General features: G+C 62.9%; 29 protein-coding genes and 2 tRNA genes. 5 read left to right on the forward strand and 26 right to left on the reverse strand.

The features are described 5' to 3' along the window. Window positions 1–596 precede the first annotated feature (596 nt). From rpsB to AArcSt11_RS04775, 15 genes are all read right to left on the reverse strand, one after another. Window positions 597–1361 (reverse strand): 30S ribosomal protein S2, encoded by a 765-nt coding sequence (gene rpsB, locus AArcSt11_RS04705; RefSeq protein ID WP_250595095.1) that lies wholly within the window; start codon window positions 1359–1361, stop codon window positions 597–599. Then, a complete protein-coding gene (gene eno / locus AArcSt11_RS04710; protein ID WP_250595097.1) occupies window positions 1358–2563 on the reverse strand; it encodes a phosphopyruvate hydratase in 1206 nt (401 codons plus the stop codon). Before eno ends, rpsB begins: the two co-directional genes overlap by 4 nt. Beyond that, complete coding sequence (locus tag AArcSt11_RS04715) at window positions 2560–2736, reverse strand: DNA-directed RNA polymerase subunit K (protein WP_250595098.1); 177 nt, start codon at window positions 2734–2736, stop codon at window positions 2560–2562. Before AArcSt11_RS04715 ends, eno begins: the two co-directional genes overlap by 4 nt. Next, on the reverse strand, window positions 2736–2930 hold the full coding sequence (locus AArcSt11_RS04720; protein WP_238479010.1) for a DNA-directed RNA polymerase subunit N: 195 nt from the start codon (window positions 2928–2930) through the stop codon (window positions 2736–2738). The genes AArcSt11_RS04715 and AArcSt11_RS04720 overlap by 1 nt, the downstream gene beginning before the upstream one ends. Before the next feature lie 11 nt (window positions 2931–2941). After that, window positions 2942–3337 carry a 30S ribosomal protein S9 gene (locus AArcSt11_RS04725; protein WP_250595099.1) on the reverse strand — a complete coding sequence of 132 codons (396 nt, stop codon included), beginning with the start codon at window positions 3335–3337 and terminating at the stop codon, window positions 2942–2944. Next, window positions 3331–3768, reverse strand: coding sequence for a 50S ribosomal protein L13 (locus AArcSt11_RS04730; protein ID WP_250595100.1), 438 nt, complete (start codon window positions 3766–3768; stop codon window positions 3331–3333). The genes AArcSt11_RS04725 and AArcSt11_RS04730 overlap by 7 nt, the downstream gene beginning before the upstream one ends. Beyond that, a complete protein-coding gene (locus AArcSt11_RS04735; RefSeq protein WP_238479013.1) occupies window positions 3765–4115 on the reverse strand; it encodes a 50S ribosomal protein L18e in 351 nt (116 codons plus the stop codon). The genes AArcSt11_RS04730 and AArcSt11_RS04735 overlap by 4 nt, the downstream gene beginning before the upstream one ends. A 32-nt stretch (window positions 4116–4147) precedes the next feature. Further along, a tRNA-Leu gene (locus AArcSt11_RS04740) sits at window positions 4148–4232 on the reverse strand. A gap of 184 nt (window positions 4233–4416) precedes the next feature. Continuing rightward, window positions 4417–5163: a DNA-directed RNA polymerase subunit D gene (locus AArcSt11_RS04745; RefSeq protein WP_250595101.1), complete on the reverse strand. Its 747-nt coding sequence runs from the start codon at window positions 5161–5163 to the stop codon at window positions 4417–4419. 5 nt (window positions 5164–5168) lie between these two features. Further along, window positions 5169–5555, reverse strand: a complete 387-nt coding sequence (locus AArcSt11_RS04750; protein ID WP_238479015.1) for a 30S ribosomal protein S11 — start codon at window positions 5553–5555, stop codon at window positions 5169–5171. A 1-nt stretch (window position 5556) separates the two neighbouring features. Next, window positions 5557–6081 carry a 30S ribosomal protein S4 gene (locus AArcSt11_RS04755; protein ID WP_250595102.1) on the reverse strand — a complete coding sequence of 175 codons (525 nt, stop codon included), beginning with the start codon at window positions 6079–6081 and terminating at the stop codon, window positions 5557–5559. Beyond that, entirely contained in the window at window positions 6081–6608 is a 528-nt protein-coding gene (locus AArcSt11_RS04760) for a 30S ribosomal protein S13 (RefSeq protein WP_250595103.1), read from the reverse strand. Before AArcSt11_RS04760 ends, AArcSt11_RS04755 begins: the two co-directional genes overlap by 1 nt. A gap of 79 nt (window positions 6609–6687) precedes the next feature. Next, window positions 6688–6770, reverse strand: a tRNA-Ser gene (locus AArcSt11_RS04765). A gap of 211 nt (window positions 6771–6981) precedes the next feature. Further along, window positions 6982–8088, reverse strand: a complete 1107-nt coding sequence (locus AArcSt11_RS04770; RefSeq protein WP_250595104.1) for a DoxX family protein — start codon at window positions 8086–8088, stop codon at window positions 6982–6984. A gap of 70 nt (window positions 8089–8158) precedes the next feature. Next, window positions 8159–8569 (reverse strand): archease, encoded by a 411-nt coding sequence (locus AArcSt11_RS04775; RefSeq protein WP_250595745.1) that lies wholly within the window; start codon window positions 8567–8569, stop codon window positions 8159–8161. Between the two features lie 101 nt (window positions 8570–8670). Here AArcSt11_RS04775 and AArcSt11_RS04780 point away from each other — a divergent pair, with 101 nt between their 5' ends. Beyond that, window positions 8671–9150: a GNAT family N-acetyltransferase gene (locus tag AArcSt11_RS04780; protein ID WP_250595105.1), complete on the forward strand. Its 480-nt coding sequence runs from the start codon at window positions 8671–8673 to the stop codon at window positions 9148–9150. 1 nt (window position 9151) lies between these two features. Continuing rightward, window positions 9152–10786 carry a rhomboid family intramembrane serine protease gene (locus tag AArcSt11_RS04785; RefSeq protein WP_250595106.1) on the forward strand — a complete coding sequence of 545 codons (1635 nt, stop codon included), beginning with the start codon at window positions 9152–9154 and terminating at the stop codon, window positions 10784–10786. On the opposite strand, the gene AArcSt11_RS04790 is transcribed toward AArcSt11_RS04785, so the two are convergent. Next, window positions 10783–11403, reverse strand: a complete 621-nt coding sequence (locus AArcSt11_RS04790) for an METTL5 family protein (RefSeq protein ID WP_250595107.1) — start codon at window positions 11401–11403, stop codon at window positions 10783–10785. The two genes, AArcSt11_RS04785 and AArcSt11_RS04790, sit on opposite strands and share 4 nt — an antisense overlap. A 234-nt stretch (window positions 11404–11637) precedes the next feature. Here AArcSt11_RS04790 and AArcSt11_RS04795 point away from each other — a divergent pair, with 234 nt between their 5' ends. Next, on the forward strand, window positions 11638–11805 hold the full coding sequence (locus AArcSt11_RS04795) for a zf-TFIIB domain-containing protein (protein ID WP_250595109.1): 168 nt from the start codon (window positions 11638–11640) through the stop codon (window positions 11803–11805). Between the two features lie 6 nt (window positions 11806–11811). Here AArcSt11_RS04795 and AArcSt11_RS04800 read toward each other — a convergent pair whose 3' ends face one another. From AArcSt11_RS04800 to dph2, 4 genes are all read right to left on the reverse strand, one after another. Beyond that, window positions 11812–13674 carry an ATP-binding protein gene (locus AArcSt11_RS04800; protein ID WP_250595111.1) on the reverse strand — a complete coding sequence of 621 codons (1863 nt, stop codon included), beginning with the start codon at window positions 13672–13674 and terminating at the stop codon, window positions 11812–11814. Window positions 13675–13767: 93 nt separating this feature from the next. After that, complete coding sequence (locus AArcSt11_RS04805; protein ID WP_250595113.1) at window positions 13768–14790, reverse strand: disk-shape morphogenesis protein volactin; 1023 nt, start codon at window positions 14788–14790, stop codon at window positions 13768–13770. A 94-nt stretch (window positions 14791–14884) separates the two neighbouring features. Next, on the reverse strand, window positions 14885–15802 hold the full coding sequence (locus AArcSt11_RS04810) for a cell division protein CdpA domain-containing protein (protein ID WP_250595115.1): 918 nt from the start codon (window positions 15800–15802) through the stop codon (window positions 14885–14887). A 111-nt stretch (window positions 15803–15913) separates the two neighbouring features. After that, window positions 15914–16963: a diphthamide biosynthesis enzyme Dph2 gene (gene dph2, locus AArcSt11_RS04815; protein ID WP_250595117.1), complete on the reverse strand. Its 1050-nt coding sequence runs from the start codon at window positions 16961–16963 to the stop codon at window positions 15914–15916. Window positions 16964–17080: 117 nt separating this feature from the next. Between dph2 and AArcSt11_RS04820 the strand changes: the two genes are divergently transcribed. Then, window positions 17081–17737: an alpha/beta hydrolase gene (locus AArcSt11_RS04820; RefSeq protein ID WP_250595119.1), complete on the forward strand. Its 657-nt coding sequence runs from the start codon at window positions 17081–17083 to the stop codon at window positions 17735–17737. On the opposite strand, the gene AArcSt11_RS04825 is transcribed toward AArcSt11_RS04820, so the two are convergent. From AArcSt11_RS04825 to AArcSt11_RS04845, 5 genes are all read right to left on the reverse strand, one after another. Next, a complete protein-coding gene (locus AArcSt11_RS04825) occupies window positions 17734–18516 on the reverse strand; it encodes a DUF6517 family protein (RefSeq protein ID WP_250595120.1) in 783 nt (260 codons plus the stop codon). The genes AArcSt11_RS04820 and AArcSt11_RS04825 overlap by 4 nt on opposite strands. Window positions 18517–18570: 54 nt before the next feature. After that, the gene (locus AArcSt11_RS04830) at window positions 18571–19062 is read right to left on the reverse strand and encodes a DUF411 domain-containing protein (RefSeq protein ID WP_250595121.1); all 492 of its coding nucleotides are present in this window, start codon (window positions 19060–19062) and stop codon (window positions 18571–18573) included. After that, window positions 19059–21698, reverse strand: a complete 2640-nt coding sequence (locus tag AArcSt11_RS04835; protein ID WP_250595122.1) for a heavy metal translocating P-type ATPase — start codon at window positions 21696–21698, stop codon at window positions 19059–19061. Before AArcSt11_RS04835 ends, AArcSt11_RS04830 begins: the two co-directional genes overlap by 4 nt. A 93-nt stretch (window positions 21699–21791) precedes the next feature. Then, window positions 21792–22385 (reverse strand): AsnC family transcriptional regulator, encoded by a 594-nt coding sequence (locus tag AArcSt11_RS04840; protein ID WP_250595123.1) that lies wholly within the window; start codon window positions 22383–22385, stop codon window positions 21792–21794. A 36-nt stretch (window positions 22386–22421) separates the two neighbouring features. Next, window positions 22422–22640 carry a hypothetical protein gene (locus tag AArcSt11_RS04845; protein WP_250595124.1) on the reverse strand — a complete coding sequence of 73 codons (219 nt, stop codon included), beginning with the start codon at window positions 22638–22640 and terminating at the stop codon, window positions 22422–22424. Between the two features lie 201 nt (window positions 22641–22841). Between AArcSt11_RS04845 and AArcSt11_RS04850 the strand changes: the two genes are divergently transcribed. Further along, complete coding sequence (locus tag AArcSt11_RS04850) at window positions 22842–23156, forward strand: glutathione S-transferase N-terminal domain-containing protein (RefSeq protein ID WP_250595125.1); 315 nt, start codon at window positions 22842–22844, stop codon at window positions 23154–23156. Window positions 23157–23319: 163 nt separating this feature from the next. Here AArcSt11_RS04850 and AArcSt11_RS04855 read toward each other — a convergent pair whose 3' ends face one another. Beyond that, window positions 23320–23670: a DsrE family protein gene (locus AArcSt11_RS04855; protein ID WP_250595126.1), complete on the reverse strand. Its 351-nt coding sequence runs from the start codon at window positions 23668–23670 to the stop codon at window positions 23320–23322. Window positions 23671–23709 lie beyond the last annotated feature (39 nt).

The following is a 23709-nucleotide window of genomic DNA, read 5'->3' on the forward strand; positions in this document are numbered from 1 at the left end:
ACGTAGAACGTTCATCCAGACACTCCCCGCTTCGTCGCTGATTGGCATCTCGGGGTGTAGCCTCCTCGATAATACGATCTCGTATCAAATATGGCTGAACAACCACACGGATACTGAACAGACTGTTACTGTTCGAGTATCGGTCGACGACGAGGTGATATTTGACGAGCAACTAGCGGTTGAAGTCGATTCGGGTCCACAGATCGCATCACCGGAGCAGCCGGGCGAGTGCGAAATCGTCGTTGAAACCGCAACTGATCGCTATACGGAGAGCCTATCGCTACCACTTGACGACCGGTATGAATCAACATCAGTAACGAATATCAATCTACAGCAGGACGACGTAGAGTTTCGATCGTGGGTTCTGGACTGATAGGACGGTTGTTTCTACTTTTTTGGAATTCGAAACAGTACGTCGCCAGAAGCGCTTGAAGCTATCCGGTTCCCAGATTGTCAAGAATGATACTACTGATAGCCTGCTCGCCAGCGAGGACTCATCCTACATCACTGGCGAAGTAATCGACGTCAACGGCGGAATGGATCTCTGATGCAGTCGCTACTCGACGTGAAACGAAAGAGAAACGAAAACTAACGGTCTAGATACCGTCCTCGAAGTCGTCGAGCGCGTAGCTCGGCTCCGCGCCGCGGCGGTCGAGCAGTTCGTTGGCCATCAGCCAGTAGACGACCGACAGGGCCTTGCGACCCTTGTTGTTCGTCGGGACGACCAGATCGACGTTGCTCGTCGAGTTATTCGAGTCACACATGGCGATGACGGGAATGCCGACCGTGATCGCCTCCTTGACGGCCTGTTCGTCGCCGATCGGGTCGGTGACGACCAGGACGTCCGGCTCGATGTAGCCGTCGTACTTCGGGTTCGTGAGCGTGCCGGGGATGAAGCGTCCGGTGCGTGCACGAGCACCGACTGCCTCCGCGAACTTCTCGGCCGGGAACCGGCCGTACTGTCGCGAGGAGGTGACGAGGATCTGCTCGGCGTCGTAGTTGGCCAGGAAGTCCGCGGCGGTGCGGATCCGCTGGTCCGTCGTACCCACGTCGAGCACGTACAGACCGTCGGTCCGGACGCGGTGGATAAACCGCTCCATGTCCGCGGTCTTCTGCTGGGTACCGATGTGGACACCGGCACCGAGGTAGTCCTCGACCGGGATGAGGAGGTCGGCCTCGTCGTCGGCCATGACGTCCTCGTCTAGCTGTGGTTCGTCCTCGGCCTCCTCGGCGTCGGCGGGCGCTTCCTCGACGGGCTCTGCGTCCTGATCGGCGGCCGGTCCGGCCCCCGGATCAGGCTCTTCGTCGACCGCCTCCTCGGCGGCGTCGAGCCCTTCCTGTTCTACGTCGTTGTCTGTCATGCTGCGTCGTCCGCGATGCGGATTAGTTCGTTCAGCTTTGCGGTGCGCTCGCCACCGACCGCGCCAGTCTTGATGAAGTCGGCGTCGGTCGCGACGGCGAGGTGTGCGATCGTCGTGTCCTCGGTCTCACCGGAGCGGTGAGAGACGATGACGTCGTAGGTGTTGTTGGCGGCCAGCTCGATCGCGTCGAACGCGTCGGTCAGCGAGCCGATCTGGTTGGGCTTGATCAGGATGGAGTTTGCCGAGTCCATCTCGATGCCTTGCTCCAGGCGCGAGACGTTGGTGACAAAGAGGTCGTCACCGCAGATGAGCGTCTGGTCGCCGACTTTCTCGGTGAGATCGGCGAAGGCCTCGAAGTCGTTCTCGTCGAGCGGGTCCTCGACGTACGCGAGGTCCCACTCCTCGACGAGCTCGGCGATGTACTCGACCTGCTCGTCCGTGTCCCGGACCTGATCGCTGTAGACGTAGCCACCCTCTTCTTCGTCGTACATCTCCGCGGCGGCGACGTCGAGGCCGAACTTGATCTCGAAGCCGACCTCGTCGGCGACCGTCGAGGTGGCTTCTTCGAGGATCTCGAAGGCTTCGGCGTCGTCGATCGACGGTGCCCACGCGCCCTCGTCGCCCTTGCCCGCGGGCGTATCTCGCTCGATGAGCATGTCGTGGATCTCCTGGTGAACCGCCGCGTTGGCGAAGACGGCGTCGGCGACGCTCGGTGCGCCAACCGGTGCCGACAGGAACTCCTGAATATCGGTCGCGTCGGCAGCGTGTTCACCGCCGCCGATGACGTTCCCGAGCGGAACCGGGAAGTTGTCGCCGCGGAACGCGCCACCGAGGTGCTGGTACAGCGGTGCACCGAGCACGTCGGCAGCGGCCTTCGCGGTCGCCATGCTGATCGCGACGGCGCTGTTCGCGCCGATCTCCGAGAAGTCATCGGTGCCGTCTGCGGCGCGAAGCGTGTTGTCGACCGCACGCTGATCGCCCGCATGAACCTCGCCGACGAGGCGCGGGACGGCGTGCTCTCGCGCGTTCGCGATCGCTTCGTTCGGCGGCAGTTCGATCGCCTCGAACTCACCGGTCGATGCGCCACTCGGCGCTGCGGCACGCCCGAAGCCACCGCTCTCGGTCAGCACGTCTGCTTCCACCGTTGCGTTACCACGCGAGTCCAGGATCCGTCGAAGTCGGATGTCGGTAATCAGAGTCATGATCGGTTAACTGTAAAGGGGAGGGCGTTTGCGTCGTACTCCTCTGCGGCGATCAGGATCGGTTCGGCCTGATCGGTCTCGACGAGCACCGGCGCTCCATACGAAACCTGCAGCGCTCGTGCGCCGAGGATCCGTGCTTTCTCGTATCGGGTGTATCGCTGTGTCCCTGACATTATTGATAGGGTGCGACGATGTCGACGAGGTCTTTGTGGGAGACGAGCATCCGGCGACAGCAGTGTCGCTCGACGCCGAGTTCGTCGAGAACTTCGGCGGGATCCTCATCGCCCTCACGAGCGCGCTCTTTGAACTCCTCCCAGTGTTCACCTACGACGTTGCCGCACGTGAAACACCGGACTGGTACCATCATACTAGTTCACCTTAGCGGTACGATTTCTGGTAGCGGGCACGCGCACCGGGTCCGCCCCACTTTTTCGGTTCGGACTGGCGAACGTCGTTGACCAGCAGCGAACGATCGAACTCCATGAACGCATCACGGAGTTCGGCATCGCCCGTATGCTGGACGAGCCCACGTGCAATCGCCGTTCGCACGGCGTCGGCCTGTCCGGAGATCCCGCCGCCCTCAACGCTGACCTCGATATCGAGGCCGCCGCGGACGTCGTCAGCGATGCGGAACGGCTCCGTCATCTTCAGTCGGGAGGTCTCCGGCTCGAATAGCTCGACCGGCTGGGAGTTGATTCGTACGCGACCCTCGCCTTCACGCACGGTAGCGCGCGCGATGGCGGTTTTCTTCTTTCCACTGGTGTTGGTTACCATGTTCGGTTAGCACCCAGGTTCTCACTGATCTCTCCGAGCTGGAGGAACTTGATGTTCGATAGTCGATCGAGCGAGGTACCCTCGAGGATCTCGCCGTCCTCGTCGTACGGGTTACCGACGTAGACGCGGACGTTCTCGAACGCTTCGCGACCTCGATCCTTCTTGTACGGAAGCATGCCGCGGATCGAGCGCTTGAAGATCATGTCCGGCCGCTTGGGGTAGTACGGACCTCGATCGGAGCCGAGTTCGGCTCGCTTCTCGAAGGTGCTCATGACGTCATCTTCGCTGCCGGTGATGACCGCATCTTCGGCGTTGACCACAGCAATACGCTCGCCGTCGAGCGCTTGCTGGGCCACCTTGCTCGCAACGCGACCGAGGATACAGTCGCGGGCGTCGACGACGACGTCGGCTTCGAACTCTGCGACACTCATCGAATCACCCGGACGTTGGATCCTTCGGGGTTCTGTTCAATTGCCTGTTCTAGCTCTACTGTTTCGCCGACCTGGTCGATCTTGCGCTCGGCCGTGCCCGAGAAGTCGACCGCTGCAACGGTGACCGACTTCTGCAGGACGCCGCTGCCAAGCACCTTGCCCGGAACGACGACCGTCTCGTCTTCCTGGGCGTAGCGCTCGATGCGGCCAAGGTTTACTTCCGCGTGCGTGCGGCGGGGCTTTTCGAGCCGGGAAGCAACGTCGCTCCAGACGTTCGCGTCCTCGGTTCGAGAAACCGACTTCAGCTCGGCGATGAGACTGCTGAGTCTCGGATTCGTCTTACTCATAACTTTCCTCCTGATAGGGGTGAAAACGGTGATGCAGGGAGCAGGATTTGAACCTGCGGACTCCTACGAGACAGCGCCCTGAACGCTGCGCCGTTGGCCAAACTTGGCTATCCCTGCCCGCATTCTCGTGTACTCGGTGCCCCTTCAAACCACTTTCGATCGAGACCGCCCGCGATCGCGGGACGGCCACGGCTCCGGCCTCGTAGTGTACGGCGTCGGAGCCAGCCGAACGTCGGGCGAAGCTAGCGCTTCGGGCCCGGGCGTCGGTCAGGGTGGAGTGGTCTGTTGGAGCGTTCATAGCTTATAGCTGTACTGCTGCTTCGAGTTCGTCGGCGCGATCCGCTATGGAGTCGGCTGCCAGCGTAACGAGTTCCTCCACCGTGTAGGAGCCGTCCGTCTCGACGTGGAACACGAACGCGTTCTCGACGTCGGTGACCTCGACTTCCTTTCCGGGATACCGCTGGGAGAGATCGTTGTCGAACTCCTCTGCCAGCAGGAGTTCGCCGTCATCCTCGATGACGCCCCGGACGATCCGGGTCTCGTCCTCCTCGAACTCGCCGCGGTCGCCGACGACCTCCACGGACTGGAGATGCTGGTAGCCGACGGAGACGCCGCCCTGATGTTTGGCATGGTCCTTGCCGGTTATCATCACGGCTTCGGCGTCAAATTCGAGACGCTGGCCGTCCTTGAGATCGATAATCGGGACGCCTTCGGTGGCTACCTCGACGGATTCGTCATGACTGACGATGTCGCCGGAGTAGGCCGTGTTCGGCCCCGAAACGTCGAGGGAGAGCGTGACAGAGTCACCCCTCTCGAACTCCTCGGGTGGTGTGGTCAACGGAACCAGACCGAGCCGAAGCGCGATCTGTTCGTCGAACATCACCGACGAGTTCTCGACGAAATTGACCGTATCGATCGCCATCGTCGGCACGTCGGCGATCATCGCGCGACGGATCCCGTTGGCGAAGGCCGGCGTCACTCCTCTGACGAGGAATCGTGCGGATCGATCGGACCGTTCGATGAACTCAACCTCGTAATCCACTGGCATGGTCGTCAGAATCCGCCCTTGCCTTTCGGTGCGCGCGATCCGTCGTGTGGGATCGGGGTGACGTCTTCGATACGACCGATCTCGAGTCCGGCACGGGCCATCGCACGGATCGTTGCCTGTGCGCCCGGTCCGGGGCTCTTCTGGAGGTTCCCGCCGGGTCCGCGAACGCGGACGTGAACGCCGTCGATGCCCGCTGCGAGCACCTCTTCGGCGATCTGCTCGGCCATCTGCATGGCCGCGTACGGGGATGCCTCGTCACGGTTCTGTTTGACGACTGCGCCGCCCGAAGACTTCGCGATCGTCTCCGCGCCGGTCAGATCCGTGACCGTCATGATCGTGTTGTTGAACGATGCGTGCACGTGGGCTACGCCCCACTTTCCGTCTTCTGCCATGTTATTGTTCCTCCGCTCGTGCCGGGTGTAGTTCGTCCTCCAGCGGGCTCGTCTCGTCGAACTCGATCGAGTCTTCCTCGTCGACTTCGACCGTGTACGACGGGACGGTCACGCGGTGGTCGCCGACGACCACGTGGCCGTGACCGATGAACTGTCGTGCCTGCTGGGGCGTGTTGGCGAGACCCTGTCGGTAAACGACTGTCTGGAGACGGCGTTCGAGCACGTCGTTGATCTCCAGGGACAGCACTTCGTCGAGACCGTCCGTCTCGTCGAGGATGCCGTCGCGCTTGAGGCGTGCGAGGAACTCACTGCCTGCTTCCTCTGCGGCCTCGGTGTCACCGAGTGCCTCGCCGATGAGGCGTCGTGCCTCACGACGCATGTCACGAAGCTCGGACTGCGCGCGCCAGAGCTCTTCTTTGGTTGCGAGCCCGTAGCGACCGACGAGGTCGTGTTCGCCCGCGATACGCTCGCCCTGCCACGGGTGGTTGGGCGTCTCGTACGCTTTGGTTTTGTTACCGAGCGGCATTATTCGTCATCCCCCTCGGCTGCTGCCTCTTCTTCGGCGGCCTCTTCACGAAGCTCCTCGACGTTGACGCCGATGGTCCCCTCGGTACGTCCAGTGGACTTGGTCCGCTGGCCGCGTACCTTCTGGCCACGGTTGTGTCGAACGCCCTTGTAGGAGCTGATCATCTTCATCCGGTTGATGTCGTGACGGCGTTTCATGTTGAGGTCGTTGCCGACCTTGTGACTCGTTTCGCCCGAGAAGAAATCCCGCTGGCGATTCGTCAGCCAGTCGGGGACTTCCTCGGCGTACTCGTCGACGACATCGACGACCGCGTCGATCTCGTCGTCTTCCAGTCGACCGAACGTCGCCTGTCGGTCGACATCGGCTTTGTCCGCAATGATTCGGGCCGTCCGACGGCCGATGCCGTTCATCTCGATGAGCGAGCGTTCGACGCTCTTGGTCCCATCAAGATCGGTCTGCCCGATGCGGACGAAATACCGAAGGTCCTCGTCGTCCTCGATTTCGTCCTGTGGTTCTTCTGCACTCATGTGTGGTGTGGTAGGTTGCAGTCGATCGTCGACTGCTGGTACAATCCACCGACCAAGCGGCTGGTCGGAAGATGATTGACGTCGTGGCGGGGATTCGAACCCCGGAGGCTTTACGCCACATGGTTAGCAACCATGCGCCTTGGGCCGCTTGGCTACCACGACTCGCGTGTGTTATCATCGCCCTGGCGGACTCGGGGCCGCTGCCCCTACATTGGATTGCAGCCGTACCTTCCCCGTTGCCGTACTTAAACGCAACGATAGACGGACAGTCGAGACTGGCTGAATCGTGCGTGTTCGGACGTGACACGGTCGGTACGTGTTCACACGGCCCGCCGTCGAGTTCCTGCCGTGCCATCCTACGGGGTCGGGGCTTTCACACCGCTGTGTCCGAAACGTCCTCACGGTCCTGCCGGACTGCCGAGGTGATCGTCTCGATACGGTTGTCGAGTGCGAGGGGGCCGCTCCCGCCGATCAGCAGGACCGAGGCCATTCCGAACAGTGCGACGTGAGCGAGCACCGGATCGTCCGGCAGGGCAAAGAGCGTCAGTGCAAACATCGTGATTGCCGTGGCCGCGCTTGCCCGCGTGAAGAGGCCCAGAATCAGCGCGACACCCAGGGCCGTTTCGGTGAGCCCCGCACCGAGTACCCACAGTTCGGGGGCAACGGGGATGACGCCGGTGAGATCGTAGTGATCGACGACTTCCAGCGCGATGCCGGGCCGGAGGATCTTCTGGCTGACGCCGAGGTAAATGAATGTGACGCCGAGGCCGACCCGTGCAACGGTCGGGAAGAACCGCTCGTAGGGCTGGATCCACGTCTGTCCCTGCTGGACGAGATCGTGGACCACATCGAGTCGGCCGTACATCGTCCCCGGCGTTCCGGCGAGGCGCTGGAAGACGTGATCCGCACTCGGCTTGCCGCTCCCGACGAGCGCGAGCGTTGCAAGCCCGCCGACCATCTCCAGTTGCAAGAGCATGATCGGGTACAGCACTGCGCCGACGACGTAGACGACGAGCGTGACCAGCGCGACGACGCGCGTGGCGAAGCCAAAGAGCAACAGGAACCCGAGCGCGACCTGGAGGATCCGGAGCTCGATTTCGAGCGCAGGGGTGATGAAGTAGCCGCTAAAACCAGCACCGATCAACGGAATACCGAAGGAGATCCGCAGCAGCCACGGCACGTACTCGGTATACTCGACCATCGCGGCGCGGAACGCGCCGATATCCTGCTGTACTGGCTGGACGTAGAGATACGCGACGACGACCGCGAGAACGCCGATCGCTCCAGCGACGAGCGGCCCCACAACGAACGGATCGGACAGTGCGTCTCCGAGAAACTCGACGACAGTAACGTCTTGCTCCTGATCGACGACGTACTCCTCGTGGGCGTTCGCCGAGCCAGCGAGCGACAGCCACAGGGCAAGCGAGGCGACGATCGATGCCAGCAGTACCCACAGGCGTCGCGAAGCAAACGAGATCATACAGTCTGTACTAGTCACCAGCCATCAAGTATCCCGTCGGTCGACCAGTGCAGCGAGAGCGGAGCCCGATTCAGACGTCGAAGACAACGTAGGCGTACCACTCCCCCTCGCGCTCTTCGACGACCATCTCCGAGTACGTGACCGCTTTGACCTCCCGGGCGGTTACCGCGGACAGCGGAACACCTCGTGCGGATCCGTCGAGCGTCCACTCGCCCGACTGTTCGGTGATGGTCGCCTCGTTGTCGACCGGCAGTACCGATCGGACATCGCGCTCGTAGATGAGTTCGTCGAGGTACTCGAACAGAAGCGCCTCGCGGCTCTCGGCAGCGACGGAGAGTGAGAACCGATCACCCTCCTCGGGCACCGACTCACACATCGCGGCGGCCAGTCCATCGGCGACAGCCGCCGCGACGGCGGCGAACGTCTCGCCCGACGCCTCGACCGCGATGTCGGCCGTGTGCTCACGCAGTTCGTAGCTCACGAACGAACTGATGGCGGCGGCGACCGTGAATACCCCGGTTTCTCGCTGGGCGTGGCGGTCTGCCGGTGGAATTATATTCACGTCCCCGTTACGTAGCCACAGTGAGCGTCAACGTCGATTCGCGCGTCGTTGCCCCCGGCGACGACGAACTCATGGGTGATGCCTGGCGACTCAAAGAGCGGATCCATAGCGAAGAGGGTGTGCTCAAGCAGCGACGCGGCTTCTTCACCGATGCCTACCGCCGCTCGACGGTCCACGTCTTCCTCGCCGGTGAGGAACTTGTCGGCTTCGCGACGGTCCGACGCGACGGCTACATCCTGTTTCTCGCCGTCTCCCCCGATTTCCGCGGCGAGGGCTTTGGCGAACGTCTCGTCGCCCGCGTCGCCGACGAACACGGATCGGTGACCTGCCACGCCCGCGCGACCAACGAGGACGCCCTCAAGTTCTACGAGTCGCTCGGCTTCGAAATCAAACGCCGTATCGAGAACTACTACGAGGACGGCGGCGATGCCTACTATCTCAAACTCGGCGACGACGAGAGTATCACGAAACGGCTGAGTGAACTCGTCAGACGGCGATAAGATGGCGCTACGCTCGTGGGCGCTTGGCGGATCGCTCGTCCTCGCTTTTGTCCTCGCGTTCGCCGCGGTCGTCTATCTCGACCGGCCGAACGGTCGGTGGGGACGTCAGGCCCGGTCACGTCTCCTGCTCGGCATTCCGTGGGGGACGCTCGTCTCCGTTCTCTTTGTCCTCTCGGTCTATCTCTTCTTGCAGGATGGTCTCTCGAACTGGTCCGATCCGCTGGTTATTCCCTATCGCTCGTGGTCGTACTTCTATCCGACCGGCTGGCTGGCCTCCGGGTTTGCCCACGCCAGTCCGGGCCACATCATCGGGAACCTCACCAGCGCCATCGTTCTCGCATCCATCGCCGAGTACGCGTGGGGGCATTTCCCGGCCGACCGTGGCTCCCAGTCGTTCGCCTCCTGGCGGACGAATCCGTGGATCCGGGCGTTTGCCGTCTTCCCGGCGGTCGTCCTGCTGGTCGGCCTCGCCACGAGCCTGTTCGCGCTCGGCCCTGTCATCGGCTTTTCGGGCGTCGTCTTCGCCTTTGCTGGCTTTGCGATCGTTCACTACCCGATCGTGACGATCGTCGGGATCCTGGTCTCGCGAGTCGTCGCCACAGTCCTTCAGGGGTTGCTCGATCCGATCACCGTGGCGGCAACCTCCGCAAGTGCACCGTCCGCACCGTCGTGGGCCTCCATTGCGATCCAGGGCCACGCGCTTGGATTCCTGCTCGGGATCGTCCTCGGCCTGTTCGTCCTCTCCCGCCGAGATCGACGCCCGAACGCGGCCCGCCTGCTCGGGGCGACGCTGATCTTCGGCGTCGTACAGGGGCTACATCTGGTCTACTGGTTCCGCGGCGGCGGCGAGTACGTGCTCTTTCGGGGGCCTGGCGTCACGCTCGTCGTCATACTCGCTCTCTTCGTCACGCTCGCAGTGACGGCCTCCGAGCGGCGTTTTGTCCGCTCGACGACCCGCCGCGGTGTCGCCCTCACGCTCGTGATCCTCGCGGTCGCCGCGCTCGCCGGACCAGCAATTATCCCCAACCTCGCCGTCGTCGAGCACGCCGACCTGGGCGAGGACGCGGTGACTGTGGAGGACTACCAGATCACCTACGACGAGGAGGTCCGCAACGAGATGGTCTACGTCGGCGAGGTCGAACTGTTTGGGGAGAGTACGGCTGTGAACACCAGCGGTGTGATCGTCACCAGCGAAGACCGCGAGATCTGGATGACTCATACCTCGAAGCAGGGACTCGAGTTCAGGGGATCGACCGAGGTCAAAGTTGGCGGACCGGGCTGGAGCGAGACGGTTCCCGTCGAACGAACTGGCTGGACACCGACCGGCAACGAGAGCGTCTATCAGGTGTCGGTCGGCGAGGACGAGCGATCGGTGTTCGCCTCGGAGGAAAAGCGTGCATCCCCCCGGATCGACGGCCGGAGCGTCTCGGTCGTCCCCGAGGATGGCGAGTTCGTCCTCGCAGTCGCCGAAGGTGGTGACGAGCTCGATCGCACCCAGCTACCGGCCGAAAACGAGACAGTAGCTGCTGGGGGAGTGACCTTCGAGCGCGACCAGTCCGGAGACCGCACCGCCATCGTCGCCGAGCGTGGCGAGACGAGCATCGAGGTCGCCCGCGCCGAACGACGTGGCTTCTAGTCCCACTCGATTCGGAACACTTCCGCGTCGACGACGTGTCGGTTCTCCCGATGAAATTCGAACTGTCGGTCGAGATCGAGTTCGGCGCGGAACGCTCGTGTCACCTCGCCGCCGTTGTCGGCCGCAAAGGCCTCGACGAACTCCTGACTGTCGGCGTTGTGAATCGAGTACGAGACCGCGGCCACCTCGCTCGCGGTCCGGAGAAATGCCCGATCGGCGTGTTCGTTACCGTCCTGTGCCCCGAAGGGCGGGTTCATCAGTACGACGGTATCCTCAATACGGAGCGGGGCACGCGTCGCGTCGGCGTGCACCCAGCCGATATCAGTTCTCGTCCCGACACGACGTTCGTTCTGTCGGGCCGTAGCCAGCGCCCCCCGGTCGATGTCGACGCCGATCGCTCGCTTCGGACCGCGAAGCGCCGCGCCGAGTACGAGCATGCCTGTTCCCGTCCCCAGGTCCAGTATCGTGCGCCCGTCGATATCCCCCTGTAGATCCGCGACGTGAACCAGATGGGCCGCCAGATCCGGCGGCGTCCGGTACTGTTCTAACTCCACGGATGGATCGTCGAAACCGCCGACAACGCCGAGCTGCTGGGCGAGTCGTCGTTTCGTGCTCATCGAGTCTCTCCCCCGGGAGCGGTCAGTACGATCACTGTCGGCCGACACCATCGATCGGCGATCTGGGGTCCCGAGGACGGCTGATTCATACTACCATGGGATACACAGTAAGAATACAAAAGCGTGATGGATGCTTGAAGGTAATAACTCGGTCGGATAGCGTCAGGCTGCCCGATCTATCGACCGAAACGACCGCGGAAAATAGTTAAGTCGGTTCCTTCCATCGGTACCAGTATGGACTGTCCACGCTGCTCTGCGACGCTGAAAACGTATACGCTGGAGGGACATCAGGCGGAGGTCTGCGAGTCGTGTGGCTACGCCGGGGTCGCGGTCGAGCACGGGAGCGAGCCCGAGGAGTTCGAGTCCTGGCAGGATGCACTGGCGCGATTCCGTGACGGGTAGCGACGTTCAGGTCCGGATCTCGAAGCGCGCCCCTGTCTCGCTTTCCTGTGCGTCGTGCACTGATACCTCCCAGCCGTGGGCGTCCGCCAGCGTCTCGACGATGTAGAGGCCAAACCCCGTGCCGTCCTCCGCTGTAGTGTATCCTTGCCCGAAGACGGCGTCTTTCTTCGCATCGGGGATCCCGGGGCCGTTGTCCTCGACGTAGAACCCCTCCTCGTCGGAGCCGACGATCACCCGGAGCTTGTTCGGGGACTGAGCTTCCGAAGCAGCGCTCGTCGAGCCATGCTCGATCGCGTTCCGGAACAGGTTCTCTAACAGCTCCAGTAGCCGATCCCGGTCGGCATGGAGCTGGTCCGCACCCGAGGAGCGGGTGGTCGTCCAGGATTGTTGTTCCCGGACGGTCAGCGATGCACCGTCGGTCTCGACGTGTTGCCACGCCTCGCGGGCGAGTTCGGGGAGCGATAGCAGCTCGGTCTCGCTGACGACCTGCCCGTTTTTGGCGAGCGTCAGCAGCTCTTCGATCAACGACTCCATCCGATCCAGCGCCCAGTCGATCTCCTCGACGACCTCCTCGTCCGTCTCCAGCAGGCCGAGATACCCCTGGGCGACCGACAGCGGGTTCCGGAGGTCGTGACTGACGATCTGGGCGAACTCCTCTAGGTGCTCGTTTTGCAGGGCGAGTGCCTGCTCGCGTTCCGCCCGATCCAGCGCGACCTTGAGATTTGCCGCGAGGACGTCCGCAAGCTCGACAGTGAATTCGTCAATCGGCTCGTCGGCGACGAGTCCGAGGACGCCGTGATCGCCGAGCGGGAGCGCCACGGCGTCGATCTCGGACGCTGACAGTGGGTGGTCAGGTCGCCAACGCCGCCCATCCGTGTCGAGCAGCATCGCCCGGCTATCCTCGTAGCTGGTCTCGAACAGCGACAGATAGCTGTCGTCGAGAGCGACCGACGTCTCGCTGGCAACTGGTGTGAGCCCATCGTGATCGGCCAACAGCACCTGCACCGGCGGCAGATCCGGCACGCCATCGGAGATGTCGACTGCGATCGCACAGATATCGTCGCTCGTCCGCGCCGCGACGAGCTCGCGACTCGCGGCGTGCAGGGCGTTCATCTTTGCCTCTCGCCGTTTTTGCTCGGTAACGTCACGGGCACTGCCGACGATACCGACGATCTCCCCATCCTCGTACCGCGGCGCTTTCGTCGTCGACACCCAGCGTGGTTCGCCGTCGTCGACGTATTGCTCGATATCGTTCACGATCGGCTCGCCGGTCTGCATGATCTCTCGTTCCTCTGCGTGGAGCTCCGGTGCGCTCTCGCCCACCAGTTCGTAATCGGTCAACCCCCGTAGTTGGTCCCGGGGAAGGTCGTACTCCGCCGCAGTCGACCGACTGACGATCTCGTGCTGGTGCTGGTCGTTTTTGACGTACAGCTGATGCGGGTAGTTCTCAAGCAGCGCATCGAGTACCGCCGCTTTCGACGGCGTCGATCTCCCGACGTTTGCAGCACGTTCGAGTCGTCCGACCATCGCGTCCGGGAACGCGCCGTCGCCAGTCTCCGGAACACTGATGACGTCGCTCGCACCCATCGACTTCGCGTCGACGACGAACGTCTCGTCGAAGCCGATCACGAACGCGACGATCGGCACGTCGAACTGGGAAAGCGCCAGTTCGAGCATCGCCCTGCCATCCGTCGTCTCGCTTTCGGCCACCACGACGCAGTCCGGGTCCTGATCGGCGGTCCGGTCCGGCTCGAGCCCGCTGATGACGCTCGTCCTGATTGGTCGGTCGGCGTCGTCCAGCGCCGCCCGTAGCTGTCCGAGTTCGTCTGCTGGATCGACGAGCAGTAGCTCCAGCGGAGGCCCAGGCATTGTATTCGTGTTAAAACACGTTGTACGGACCCCTACAAAAACCTTCCCGCAGTCGCTATCGGCACGTCGTCGAAAAAATATCGCGGGGTAGCGTTACTCGTCTGCGGTCGCGGCTTCTTCTTCCTCGGCTGCGGGCGCTTCCTCGTCCGAGCGGGCGGCAACGAGGCCACCGCGTGCAACGCTGTACAGCGGCTCGTTGGCGTGACTGACACCGCTGATCGAGAACGGGATGTTCGCGTCCTGCAGGTGGTCGCGGAACAGATCTTCGAACCCATCGGGGCTGGATGTGCCGCCGGTGACGACGACCGGGACGTCCAGACCTTCCTCGACGTCTTCCTCGTCGACCTCCTTGACGATCAGGTCGATGACGTAATCGAGCAGGTTCTCGTAATAGATGCTGAGTGCGCCCTCGACGCCACCGACATCGGTCGTGAAGTCCAGCTCGAAGTCGTCTTCCTTGATCGAGGTGACCTTGTCGACCGGCGTCCCCGTCGCCTGTGCGGCCTGTTCGTCGACCCAGTCGCCACCGCGGGCGACCGAGAACTTCATGACCGGCACCGCGTAGTAGGCCAGACAGACGTTGGTCATCCCGGCACCGAAGCTGATACCGAGCCCGGTGAAGTCGTTGTCAGCGAGCTCGCTGTAGATGACCGCCATCCCCTCGTTGATGGGCTCGGCGTCGTAGCCCATGTCGTTGATGAAGGATTCGAGGGTCTTCTGGTGATACAGCGTCGACAGATCCGAGTCGATCGGATCCGCGGGCGAGGAGAAATACAGCTTCTCGCCCGGATGATTCGGCTCGCCGACGACCTGCTCGATGATGAGCTTCATCATCGGGATTGCCGATTTCTCGTCGGAAGAGAGGATGCCGTGTTGCATCGGACGGCGCGTCTCACGGTTGAAGATATTCGCGAAATTGAGCGCGTCGTCACCGACGACGTAGACCTTGTCGTCCTTGCGGATGTGGAGGACTTCGCTTCGCGAGAGCATCTGCTCGGCCATATCCGAGTAGTCGATCTCGACGAAGGAGTTGCGCTGTTGCACGAAGACGGTGTCGTTACCATCCTGCTGTGCCGACAGGATGTTCATTGTGCCGACGTCTAGGCCTTTCGCCATATACGATACAACTTTGCCCCCATACAATAAAACTATGTGAAATATTTACAGAACTTCCGGGCAAGTAAATATAACAGAAGCGATGGAATGTCGATCAGTTCCGACCGACGAGTGCCCGAAGCCGATCGAGCAGCCCCAGCTCCGCGAGGACGCCCTCGTTGCTCTCCGCTGCCTGCTCTTCTTTCCGTTGCTGACGCAACTCGTTGAGCTTCGTGGTCTGGTCGTCGACCGTCGACGAGGAGGTCGCAGTCTTCGTATCACCCCCCTTGAGCGCCTTCAGACCGCTGACCTGTGCGTCGACACCACCGCTCTCTCGGGTGGTTTCGGCCTCGACGTCGACGTTTGCCGCCTCAAACGAGTCCTCGGTGCTGAACGAGAGCCGTTTGGACTCGTGTTTCTCGACGCCACCCCACGACATCTCGACACCGTCCATGGCCGCTTCGATGTCCTGTTCGATCTCTGCATCGCTGATCGATTCTTCCTCTTGCTCCTCTTCGATCCCCTCGATCTCGGATGGGTGTGGTTTTGCCCGCTCCAGCTGGTGGGCCACCAGGGCGGCCCCGGTTGCAGCCGCAACTACTGCCAGTCCGACGCCGTACGTGCCGAGAATTGCGAGCATCGTCGATGCGCCGAACTCGGCCCACTGGCTGGGGTAGTACCACGAGAACGCAGCCGAGGCAACGACGGTGACCAGCACACCGCCTGCCGAGGCGATAACTGCCTTCTGTTTGACCGGCAACAGGACGTCGATGCCGAGCAATAAGACCGGTAAGGAGAGCAACGCGGCGACAAAGGCGACGTTCGCAAAGAGGAAGTACGAGCCCTCACGATACCCGAAGGCTGCAACACCCGTCACGAAGGTGATCGCCGCGATCACGGCGAGGGCGACGCCGATGAAGAACAGCCCGAAGCCGAGGTAAACGTCAGTCTGCGTGTCCGGTTCGCCGATGTACTGCTCGTATAGCTCGAACAGCCTGTTGTCGGGCAGGCCGTCGGAGTCGTCCTGGCTCATTGGCGACGTTTTCTTACCGCATACTCATGACTGTTCCCCTAATTATTTCATATCTGACCAGTGTGGAGAGAGGAGAGCTGCCTTTCTTCGGGTGTGACCTGGGCTCGGGTACTACCAGGTGCCGTGGAACGTGTCGAAGCTCAGCTCGTCGAGCGGTTTGTTTCCGACGGCGATCTGATACTCGCCGGGCGTGAGCATCGGTTTGTGGAACTGCGGGCCGTCGTCGGTCGTGATCCGGGGACAGCCGGTGTTGACGTACGCGTCGAAGCCGAAGTTACGCAGCCGATCGGGCGTCACCTCGTCCATCGTGATCAGGTAGGCGTCGTCGTTGTCTTCGAGGATCGCTTCGGCCTGATCCATCCGCCCCTGCCCGATCTTGGTACAGAAGATGACGCCGAACGTCTCGGCGTCCATCGCCTTGTGGACCGTGGCGTAGCGCTGTTTCATGAACTTCTCCGTGTCGGCGATCGTCACGACGTTGTTGACCGGATCCGCGATGATGACGTTCTTGTCGGGATGTTCCATCGCCAGTCCGAGCGGGTGGAACTTGCCGCCGCCGACGTAGAGGATCTGGTCGGCGTCGACGTCCGCCGAGGCGTAGTTACAGCCAAGCACCTGCCCCTCGTGGGTCAGTCGCTCGTCACCGCGGCGGGTGTGAACCTCGTAGCCACGCTCTTCGAGCCAGTCGGCCATCTCCTCGAAGCGGTTCATGTGCTGGGCAGTCGTCACGAGCCCCACGTCCGGATCGTCGTCCGGGTCGGTGAGCTCCGCCTTGGCCTCCTCCATGATCGGCATGACGTCGACGTTCGAGAAGAGGGGTACGTAGATGATCTTGTCCGACTCCTTCATCGGGCTGTGCCCGAAGTGGACGAACACGTCAGTCCGGCGCATCATGAAGGTGTCCAGATCGCAGGCACCGTAACAGGGCTGGCCCGAAAGCAGGATCATCACGTCGTCGTCGAGCAACTGGCGCAGGTCGTCGGCGACGTCCGGCCCGCGGCGTTTGAGTCCTTCGGGGAACTGTAGACCTACTTTCTTTGCGTCGCGCTCCTCGACTGCCTCGACGATCCGGTCGAGTTCGTAATCCCACTCTCGGTCGTGCTTGAGGGACATCCCGGTGTTCCGGAGGTCCCCGTCGCTGTACTCCGTCTGCTCGCTCATTGTCCGTGATAGCGGTCTGGGACGTATAACGTCGGCGTTTGCCCAACCGCCGTGATAGTCGGCCACATCCTCGCCCCTTTCAGGGGGTTCAAGCCGTTTGACCTCCTGCATGCATCCATGACAGATACACCGGAGCTACCGCTCGAACACCGAACGATCGCCGCCGACGGAGAGGGACCTCATCCCGCTGTCGTCATTCTCCACGGTCGCGGTGCAGACGAAACCGACCTCCTGCCGATCGCACAACGGCTTCCTGACGAGCTGTTCGTCCTTAGCCTTCGCGCACCGGACCCGCTACAGGGCGGCTACACCTGGTACGAACTCGACCTCTCGGGCGGCGGGCTCCACCAGAGCCAGCCCCATCCCGAGCAGTTCCGCCGGAGCCTCGATCTGGTCGACGAGTCGATCGAGACTGCCGTCGAAGCATACAACCTCGATGCCGACCGGATCGGCCTGCTGGGCTTCAGTCAGGGTGGGATCACGAGCCTCTCCTTGCTCCTCGAAACACCGGAGAAGTACGACTGGGTCGCCGCGCTCCACTGCTATCTTCCGGACTCACACTGCGAACTCGACCCGGACGGTATCGAGAACACGCCGGTGTTTATCGCGGGCGGCAATCAGGACCAGATCATCCCGCCGGGACGCACGGAGGCGGCCGCCACCCGGTTGAGTGAGATCGGCACACCAGTGACATCGAGAACCTACGAGACGGGTCACGGAATCGGACCGGACGAACACGCCGACCTGCTGGAGTGGATCGACGGACAGGTCTAGACCAGACCGTCGTCGTCTTCCTCGTCAGTATCGTTATCGCTGTCGTCTTCTTCACCGCCGTCATCTGCTTCGTCACCATCTCCGCCGTCGTCTGCCTGTTCGTCACTGCCGTCGTCCTCGACGGCCTCTTCGGCACCGTCGGCAGTCTCGACGACGCCCTCCATCAGCGAGTCGATGTTTTCCTGTTCCTGTGCGCTGACCTGTTGGGGGTAGACGCCGATCGTCACGAGCAGGTCGTCGTCGGTTTCGACGGCCTCGCTGACGTGGAGATAGACGTCGACGTCTTCGCCGTCGAACTGCGCGCTGGCGGTGAACCGCGAGGCGGTCGTCTCCTGGTCCAAGATCGTCATCGAATAGTCTTCCTGGTGTTCGATGTCGTCCATCTCGTCGTAGTTATTCTCGACCAGATCGACGAGTTCGCGCGTCGACATGTCTTCGACCGGGTTGAACTGGTAGTTCGGAATCCCGATCTGGGGCGTCGTCAACACCATGAACACCGCGCCGCGCTGTTCGCCGAGCGGCCCCATATCGATCGATTTCTCGTGTTCTGTCAGGTAGTTCACGACCCGGACAGACTCCTCGACTGGGCCGACGCCAACCGATTCCTCGATGGTGATGTTGTCGATCCCGATCTGCTGGTAGTCGGTGCTCTCACGGGTGTCGGCGTCGACACCCCCTGCCGTCGATTCGTGGTCGTCCAGTCCGGCCAGTCCGAGACAGCCAGACAGCGATGCGAGTCCGACCGCGCCAGCGCCAGCGAGGACACTTCGTCGATTCATCTGGCAAGCAATTGCTAGCCAGTTTGTAAGTGTTTTTTGGCTCGTGGCTGGCTCTCAAAGCTGCACGAACGGCTCGACGCCGCCGTCAGCACCGACTGCGTAGACGGTCCACGTCCCCTCTTTCTCTCCGCCCATCCCCGGCGAGCCGGCGGGCATTCCGGGCAGCGCGATACCGGCGATATCCGGGGCGTCGTCGAGCAACGTCGCGATCGTTTCGACCGGAACGTGTCCCTCGACGAAGTACGGCCCAATCTCGACGGTGTGGCAGCTTTGCAGGTCCCCGGGAACACCGAGATCGGCCTTTACCGCGCCGATCTCTTCCGGGACGGATGCGGAAAGTGACCCATCGAGATGGTCGTCGAGATACTGTTCGTACACGTCACAGCAGTCGCAGTTCGGGCTGTTGTACTGGTGTGCAGTGGCCGAAAGCGTCCCCGGGTGGGCCCACTCCTCCGTGCTGTCACCGCCGAGACACCCTGCCACCGAAACGGCGGCGACCGCGGACGCAGTGGCGAGTACGGACCGGCGTGAGAGCCGATCGCTCATCGAACCACCTCCGCAAGGGCGCGGAACGGCCTCGTCACGGCGAGATGGTAGTCCTCGTGGGGATCGTAGCCGCGGAACGCGAGGCTGTTGCCCATCACCGAGAGGCTGGAACCGGTCATCGCCAGTCCGGCCAGCGCGGGGTTGAGCAGCCCCAGCGAGGCAATCGGAATGAGCGTGACGTTGTACGCGAAGGCCCAGAAGAGGTTCTGCCAGACCTTCGAGATGGTTGCTTCCGAGATCCGGATCGCTTTGAGCACGTCGGCGGGGTCGTCACGCATCAGCGTCACGTCGGCGCTCTCGATGGCCACATCGGTCCCGCTTCCGATGACGATGCCGACGTGGGCCGTCGTGAGCGCGGGCGCGTCGTTGACGCCGTCACCGACCATGATCGCCCGCCGACCGTCTCCCTGAATTCGCTCGATAGTATCGGCCTTCTCGTCGGGGAGCACCTCCGCGTAGACGTTCTCGGGGTCGATCCCCAGCTGTTTGGCCACCGCGTGGGCGGTTCGTTCGTTGTCGCCGGTCAGCATCACGGGATCGAGCCCGCGCTCTTGCAGGGCCGCGATGGTCTCTTTCGCGCTCTCGCGGACGGTGTCGGCCGTGGCGACGACACCGATTAGCTCGCCGTCGAGTGCGACCAGCATCGCGGTCTTGCCGTCGCGTTCGAGCCGCTCCATCCGCTCCACGGCGGGCTCGGGGTCGATTCCGTTGTCCCGCATCAGTTTGCGGTTCCCGACCAGCGCCTCGCCGCGGGCCGTTTCGGCGCGGACGCCGTGGCCGGGGACGTTCTCGAACGCGCTCGCGTCGTCGATCTCGATACCCCGTTCCTGTGCGCCCTCGACGATGGCCTGTGCGAGCGGGTGTTCGGAATCGGATTCGACGCTGGCGGCGACCGCCAGCACGTCGTCTTCGCCGAACTCGTCCCCTCGGTCGTCGCCGATGACTGCGCCGCCGTCGGGCCGTTCCTCTCCGGATCCGTCTGCTGCCACGCCGCTCATCCCCGTTTCGCCGCGAATCGGCACGACGTCGGTCAGCACCATGTCGCCGTGGGTGAGCGTCCCTGTCTTGTCGAAGACCACGGCGTCGACGCCCCGGACCCGTTCGAGGATATCGGCCCCCTTGAACAGGACGCCGTTGGTGGCGCTGATCGTCGAGCCGACCATCGTTGCCGCGGGCGTCGCCAGCCCGAGGGCACAGGGGCAGGCGATCAGCAGGGCGCTGGCGAGCACGACCATCGAGAACTCCAGCGTCGAGACCCCGCCCGCGACCGGTCCGCCCCCGACCGGATCGAGGTACGGTAACAGGCCGCCCAGCCACGCGGAGACGCTGTAGAGCACGTCGGGTGCGAACGCCCAGACGATCGCCCAGACGATGGCGTTGACGATTACGGCGGGAACGAAGTACGCCGAGACCGTGTCGACGAGTCGCTGTACGTCGGGCTGGCGCGCCTGGGCCTCCTTGACGCGCTGGACGATCTGCTGGATCGCGGTGTCCTTGCCGACCTGTGTCGCCTCGACCAGTAGAACACCGTTCTCGTTGATCGTCGAGCCGACGACCTCGTCGCCGACGCCTTTTTCGACCGGGACCGACTCGCCGGTCACCATCGACTCGTCGACCGCGCTCTGGCCGTCGACGACGACGCCGTCCGTGGGGATCTGGTCGCCGGGGCGGACTTTCATCACGTCGCCGACCTCGATATCCTCGACCGGGACGACCTGTTCTTCACCATCCACTACCAACGTCGCCTCGTCGGCCTCCATCTCCAGCAGCGTCCGGAGCGCATCGCTCGCGCGGGCCTTCGAGCGCGCTTCGAGCCAGTTGCCGAGCGTGATGAACCAGAGGATGATCGCGACGGCCTCGAAGTAGAGCCCGCCGGGGATCAGCCCCGCCACCACGCCGGTCGAGTAGATGTAGCCGGCGGAGGTACCGACCGCGACCAGCGTGTCCATGTTTGCGCGACCGGTGTTGACGGCGGCCTCGTAGGCCCCGACGATGAACTCCTTGCCGAGCGTCGCCATCAGCGCTGTCGCAAGAACGAACTCGACCCAGCCGGGCGCGACGAGGACGCTCGGCAGGACGCCCGGGAAGAACATCTCGATCATCACGCCGATGAAGGGTATCGAGAGAAGCCCGCCACCGATGACGAGCTTTCGCTGTTTGTTCAACTCGCGCTCGACGGCGCTTTCGCGTTCCTCGGCGAGGTCGGTCCCCTCCTCGCCGCTGGGGCGATCCGGCTCGAACCCCGCGTCCTCGATCGCGTCGTAGACGTCAGCGAGCGATGCGTCGACCGGGTTGTAGACGACCTGTGCCTCGTCGGTCGCAAAGTTGACGTTCGCCTCGATCACGCCCGGAACCGACTCGATCGCCTCACGGTTCGACTCCGCACAGGTAGAACAGCTCATTCCGGCGATCCCGACCGAAGCAGACGCTTTCTCGGGCTCGTAGCCCGCCTCCTCGATCGCCGCATAGATCTCGCCGAGCGAGACAGCGTCGGGATCGTACGTGACGGTTCCGTCGTCGGTCGCGAAGTTCGCGCTGACCGACTCGACGCCCGCCAGTGCGCCGACGGCCTCCTCGACCGATCCGGAACAGGTCGCACACGACATCCCGGCGATCTCGACGTGGGCTGTATTCATTGCTGTTGCTAGCTACGGGGTCTATACTCAAGCGGGTTGTCCCTAACGAATCTCGAATGCGTGTGGTCTGTGGCCTAACGAACCAGGGGTCGATCAGGCATCGACACCGTCTTCTAGCTCCTCATACCGTTCCAGAAACAGCGACTCACAGGAGTGACAGCAGAGAACGTACCGGTGACCGTTCCGTTCGACCGTGACGCCCTCGCCCTCGACGGTCTTGCCACACTCCACGCAGTCGACGGCGAACTCGCCGCCGCGCAGGTCGGGGTTCCACGCCGACTCGACGACGCCCTCGATGCTGTACTCGACGACCGTTCGCTCGGCGAGATGCTCCCCGAGTAGCGCCCGCACCTCGTCGTCCGGGAGGTGTGTCTGGGCGACGACGCGTTCGCTCTCCGTGCGGATCACGTGCTCGACGCCGTCGATACCGGCGAGCGCCCCGGCCAGTCCGTCGGCCTCGCCCGGCCCGACCTGCACGTCGACGAGCCGTGCCGCGCTGTTCTCGAACATCGACTGGTCGACGGCGACGGTAAAGCGTTCGAGGACGCCGAACTCGCGCAGTTGCTCGACCCGGTCGGAGACGCTCGGTGCTGTCAGGTCGACTTCCTCGCCGATCTCGCGGTAGGATCGACTGGCGTCTTCGACCAGCAGGCGCAAGATCTCGGCGTCGGTTTCGTCGAGTGGCACAGAGAAGAGTAGGGCAGGGTGATACAAACGTTTTCCCTACACGAAGGCCACGACAGCGAGCATACACAGAAACGCGAGTACCAGTATCATAGCACCGGCAGTCGGCATCACCGAGTGGTACAGCATCGCGCCGCCGATGATCAGCAGCACCATCCCGAGGACGGACAGACCGATCCCCCGCCCTTCGGTGAACTGCTGGAGTTCGGCCATGCTATGCACCCCCGCCAGTCGGTCGGCTGTTCCGTGCCGGTGCATCCGAGTCCGAACGGTCAGATCGTGCTCTCATGATGGTAGCCTCCGTTCGTCCGCGCGCCGACCCGCGACGACGCATGTGGGTGTATAGTACGAGGCATAGTATCGATTGTTGCATCTTGCTTCGATGCGCTCGTCGGATGGCTCCGAATCGGTTCGAGCGGTGACCGAAACACACTGGATCGTCGAGTCCGGACAACCAGTATGACAGATTCGCCCCCAGAACTCGAACTGTACAACCTGCAGGGCTGTCCGTACTGTGCGAAAGTGCGCCGCGCGCTCGACGACCTCGATCTCGACTACCAGACCCACGACGTTCCGCGCTCGCGGAGCGACCGGGACGCCGTCCACGCGGCGAGCGGCCAGCGCGGCGTCCCGGTGCTGGTGGACCGATCGAACGGGATCGAGGGAATGCCCGAAAGTGACGACATTGTCGCCTATCTCTACGAGGAGTACGGGGACGGCGAGACGCCGCCGCCATCTGGTATCGTCGATCGTGTGCTTTCGGCGCTGTTCTGACGATCGAACCCTGACTTCAATCTTCGAAGTATAAAACTTCGAAAACTGAAGTGTAACACTCCAACAGGTGTTGCACGGTGATCACCGTCTGTATTAGGTGATTGTAGGCGCTTAGCCCCCTGCCTCAAGGAGCCGCCAACGCCGGCGAGTAGGCAGGGGTAGTTCACCCGATCGTCAGCACACGATCCGACGTCGTGACGACATCGAGCAGGTCCGACATCGTCGAGACGGGACAGACGTCGCTGCCCTCGCTGTTGCGGATCTCCAGACAGGTACCACAGGCGAGCAGTTCGCCACCTGCCTCGTCGAACGCCTCCATCCGGTCGCGAACGTCGAACTCGTCGTTGTCGGTGATCTCCTCGGCCTCGACGCCCTCGCCGAGCAGGAAGACGGAGACGTCTTTTCCGTCTTCGAGTGCCGTGATACCGAGTCGGAGCGCGTTCCACGCACGTTCGGGGTCAGCGGTTTCGAGGACGATTCCGAGGGAGTCGACGCTATCCGATGTGTTCGGCATGTATTGTCCAAAGTGCACAATATCATATAAACGTATGCG

The organism is Natranaeroarchaeum aerophilus, assembly GCF_023638055.1.
Lineage (GTDB): Archaea > Halobacteriota > Halobacteria > Halobacteriales > Natronoarchaeaceae > Natranaeroarchaeum > Natranaeroarchaeum aerophilum.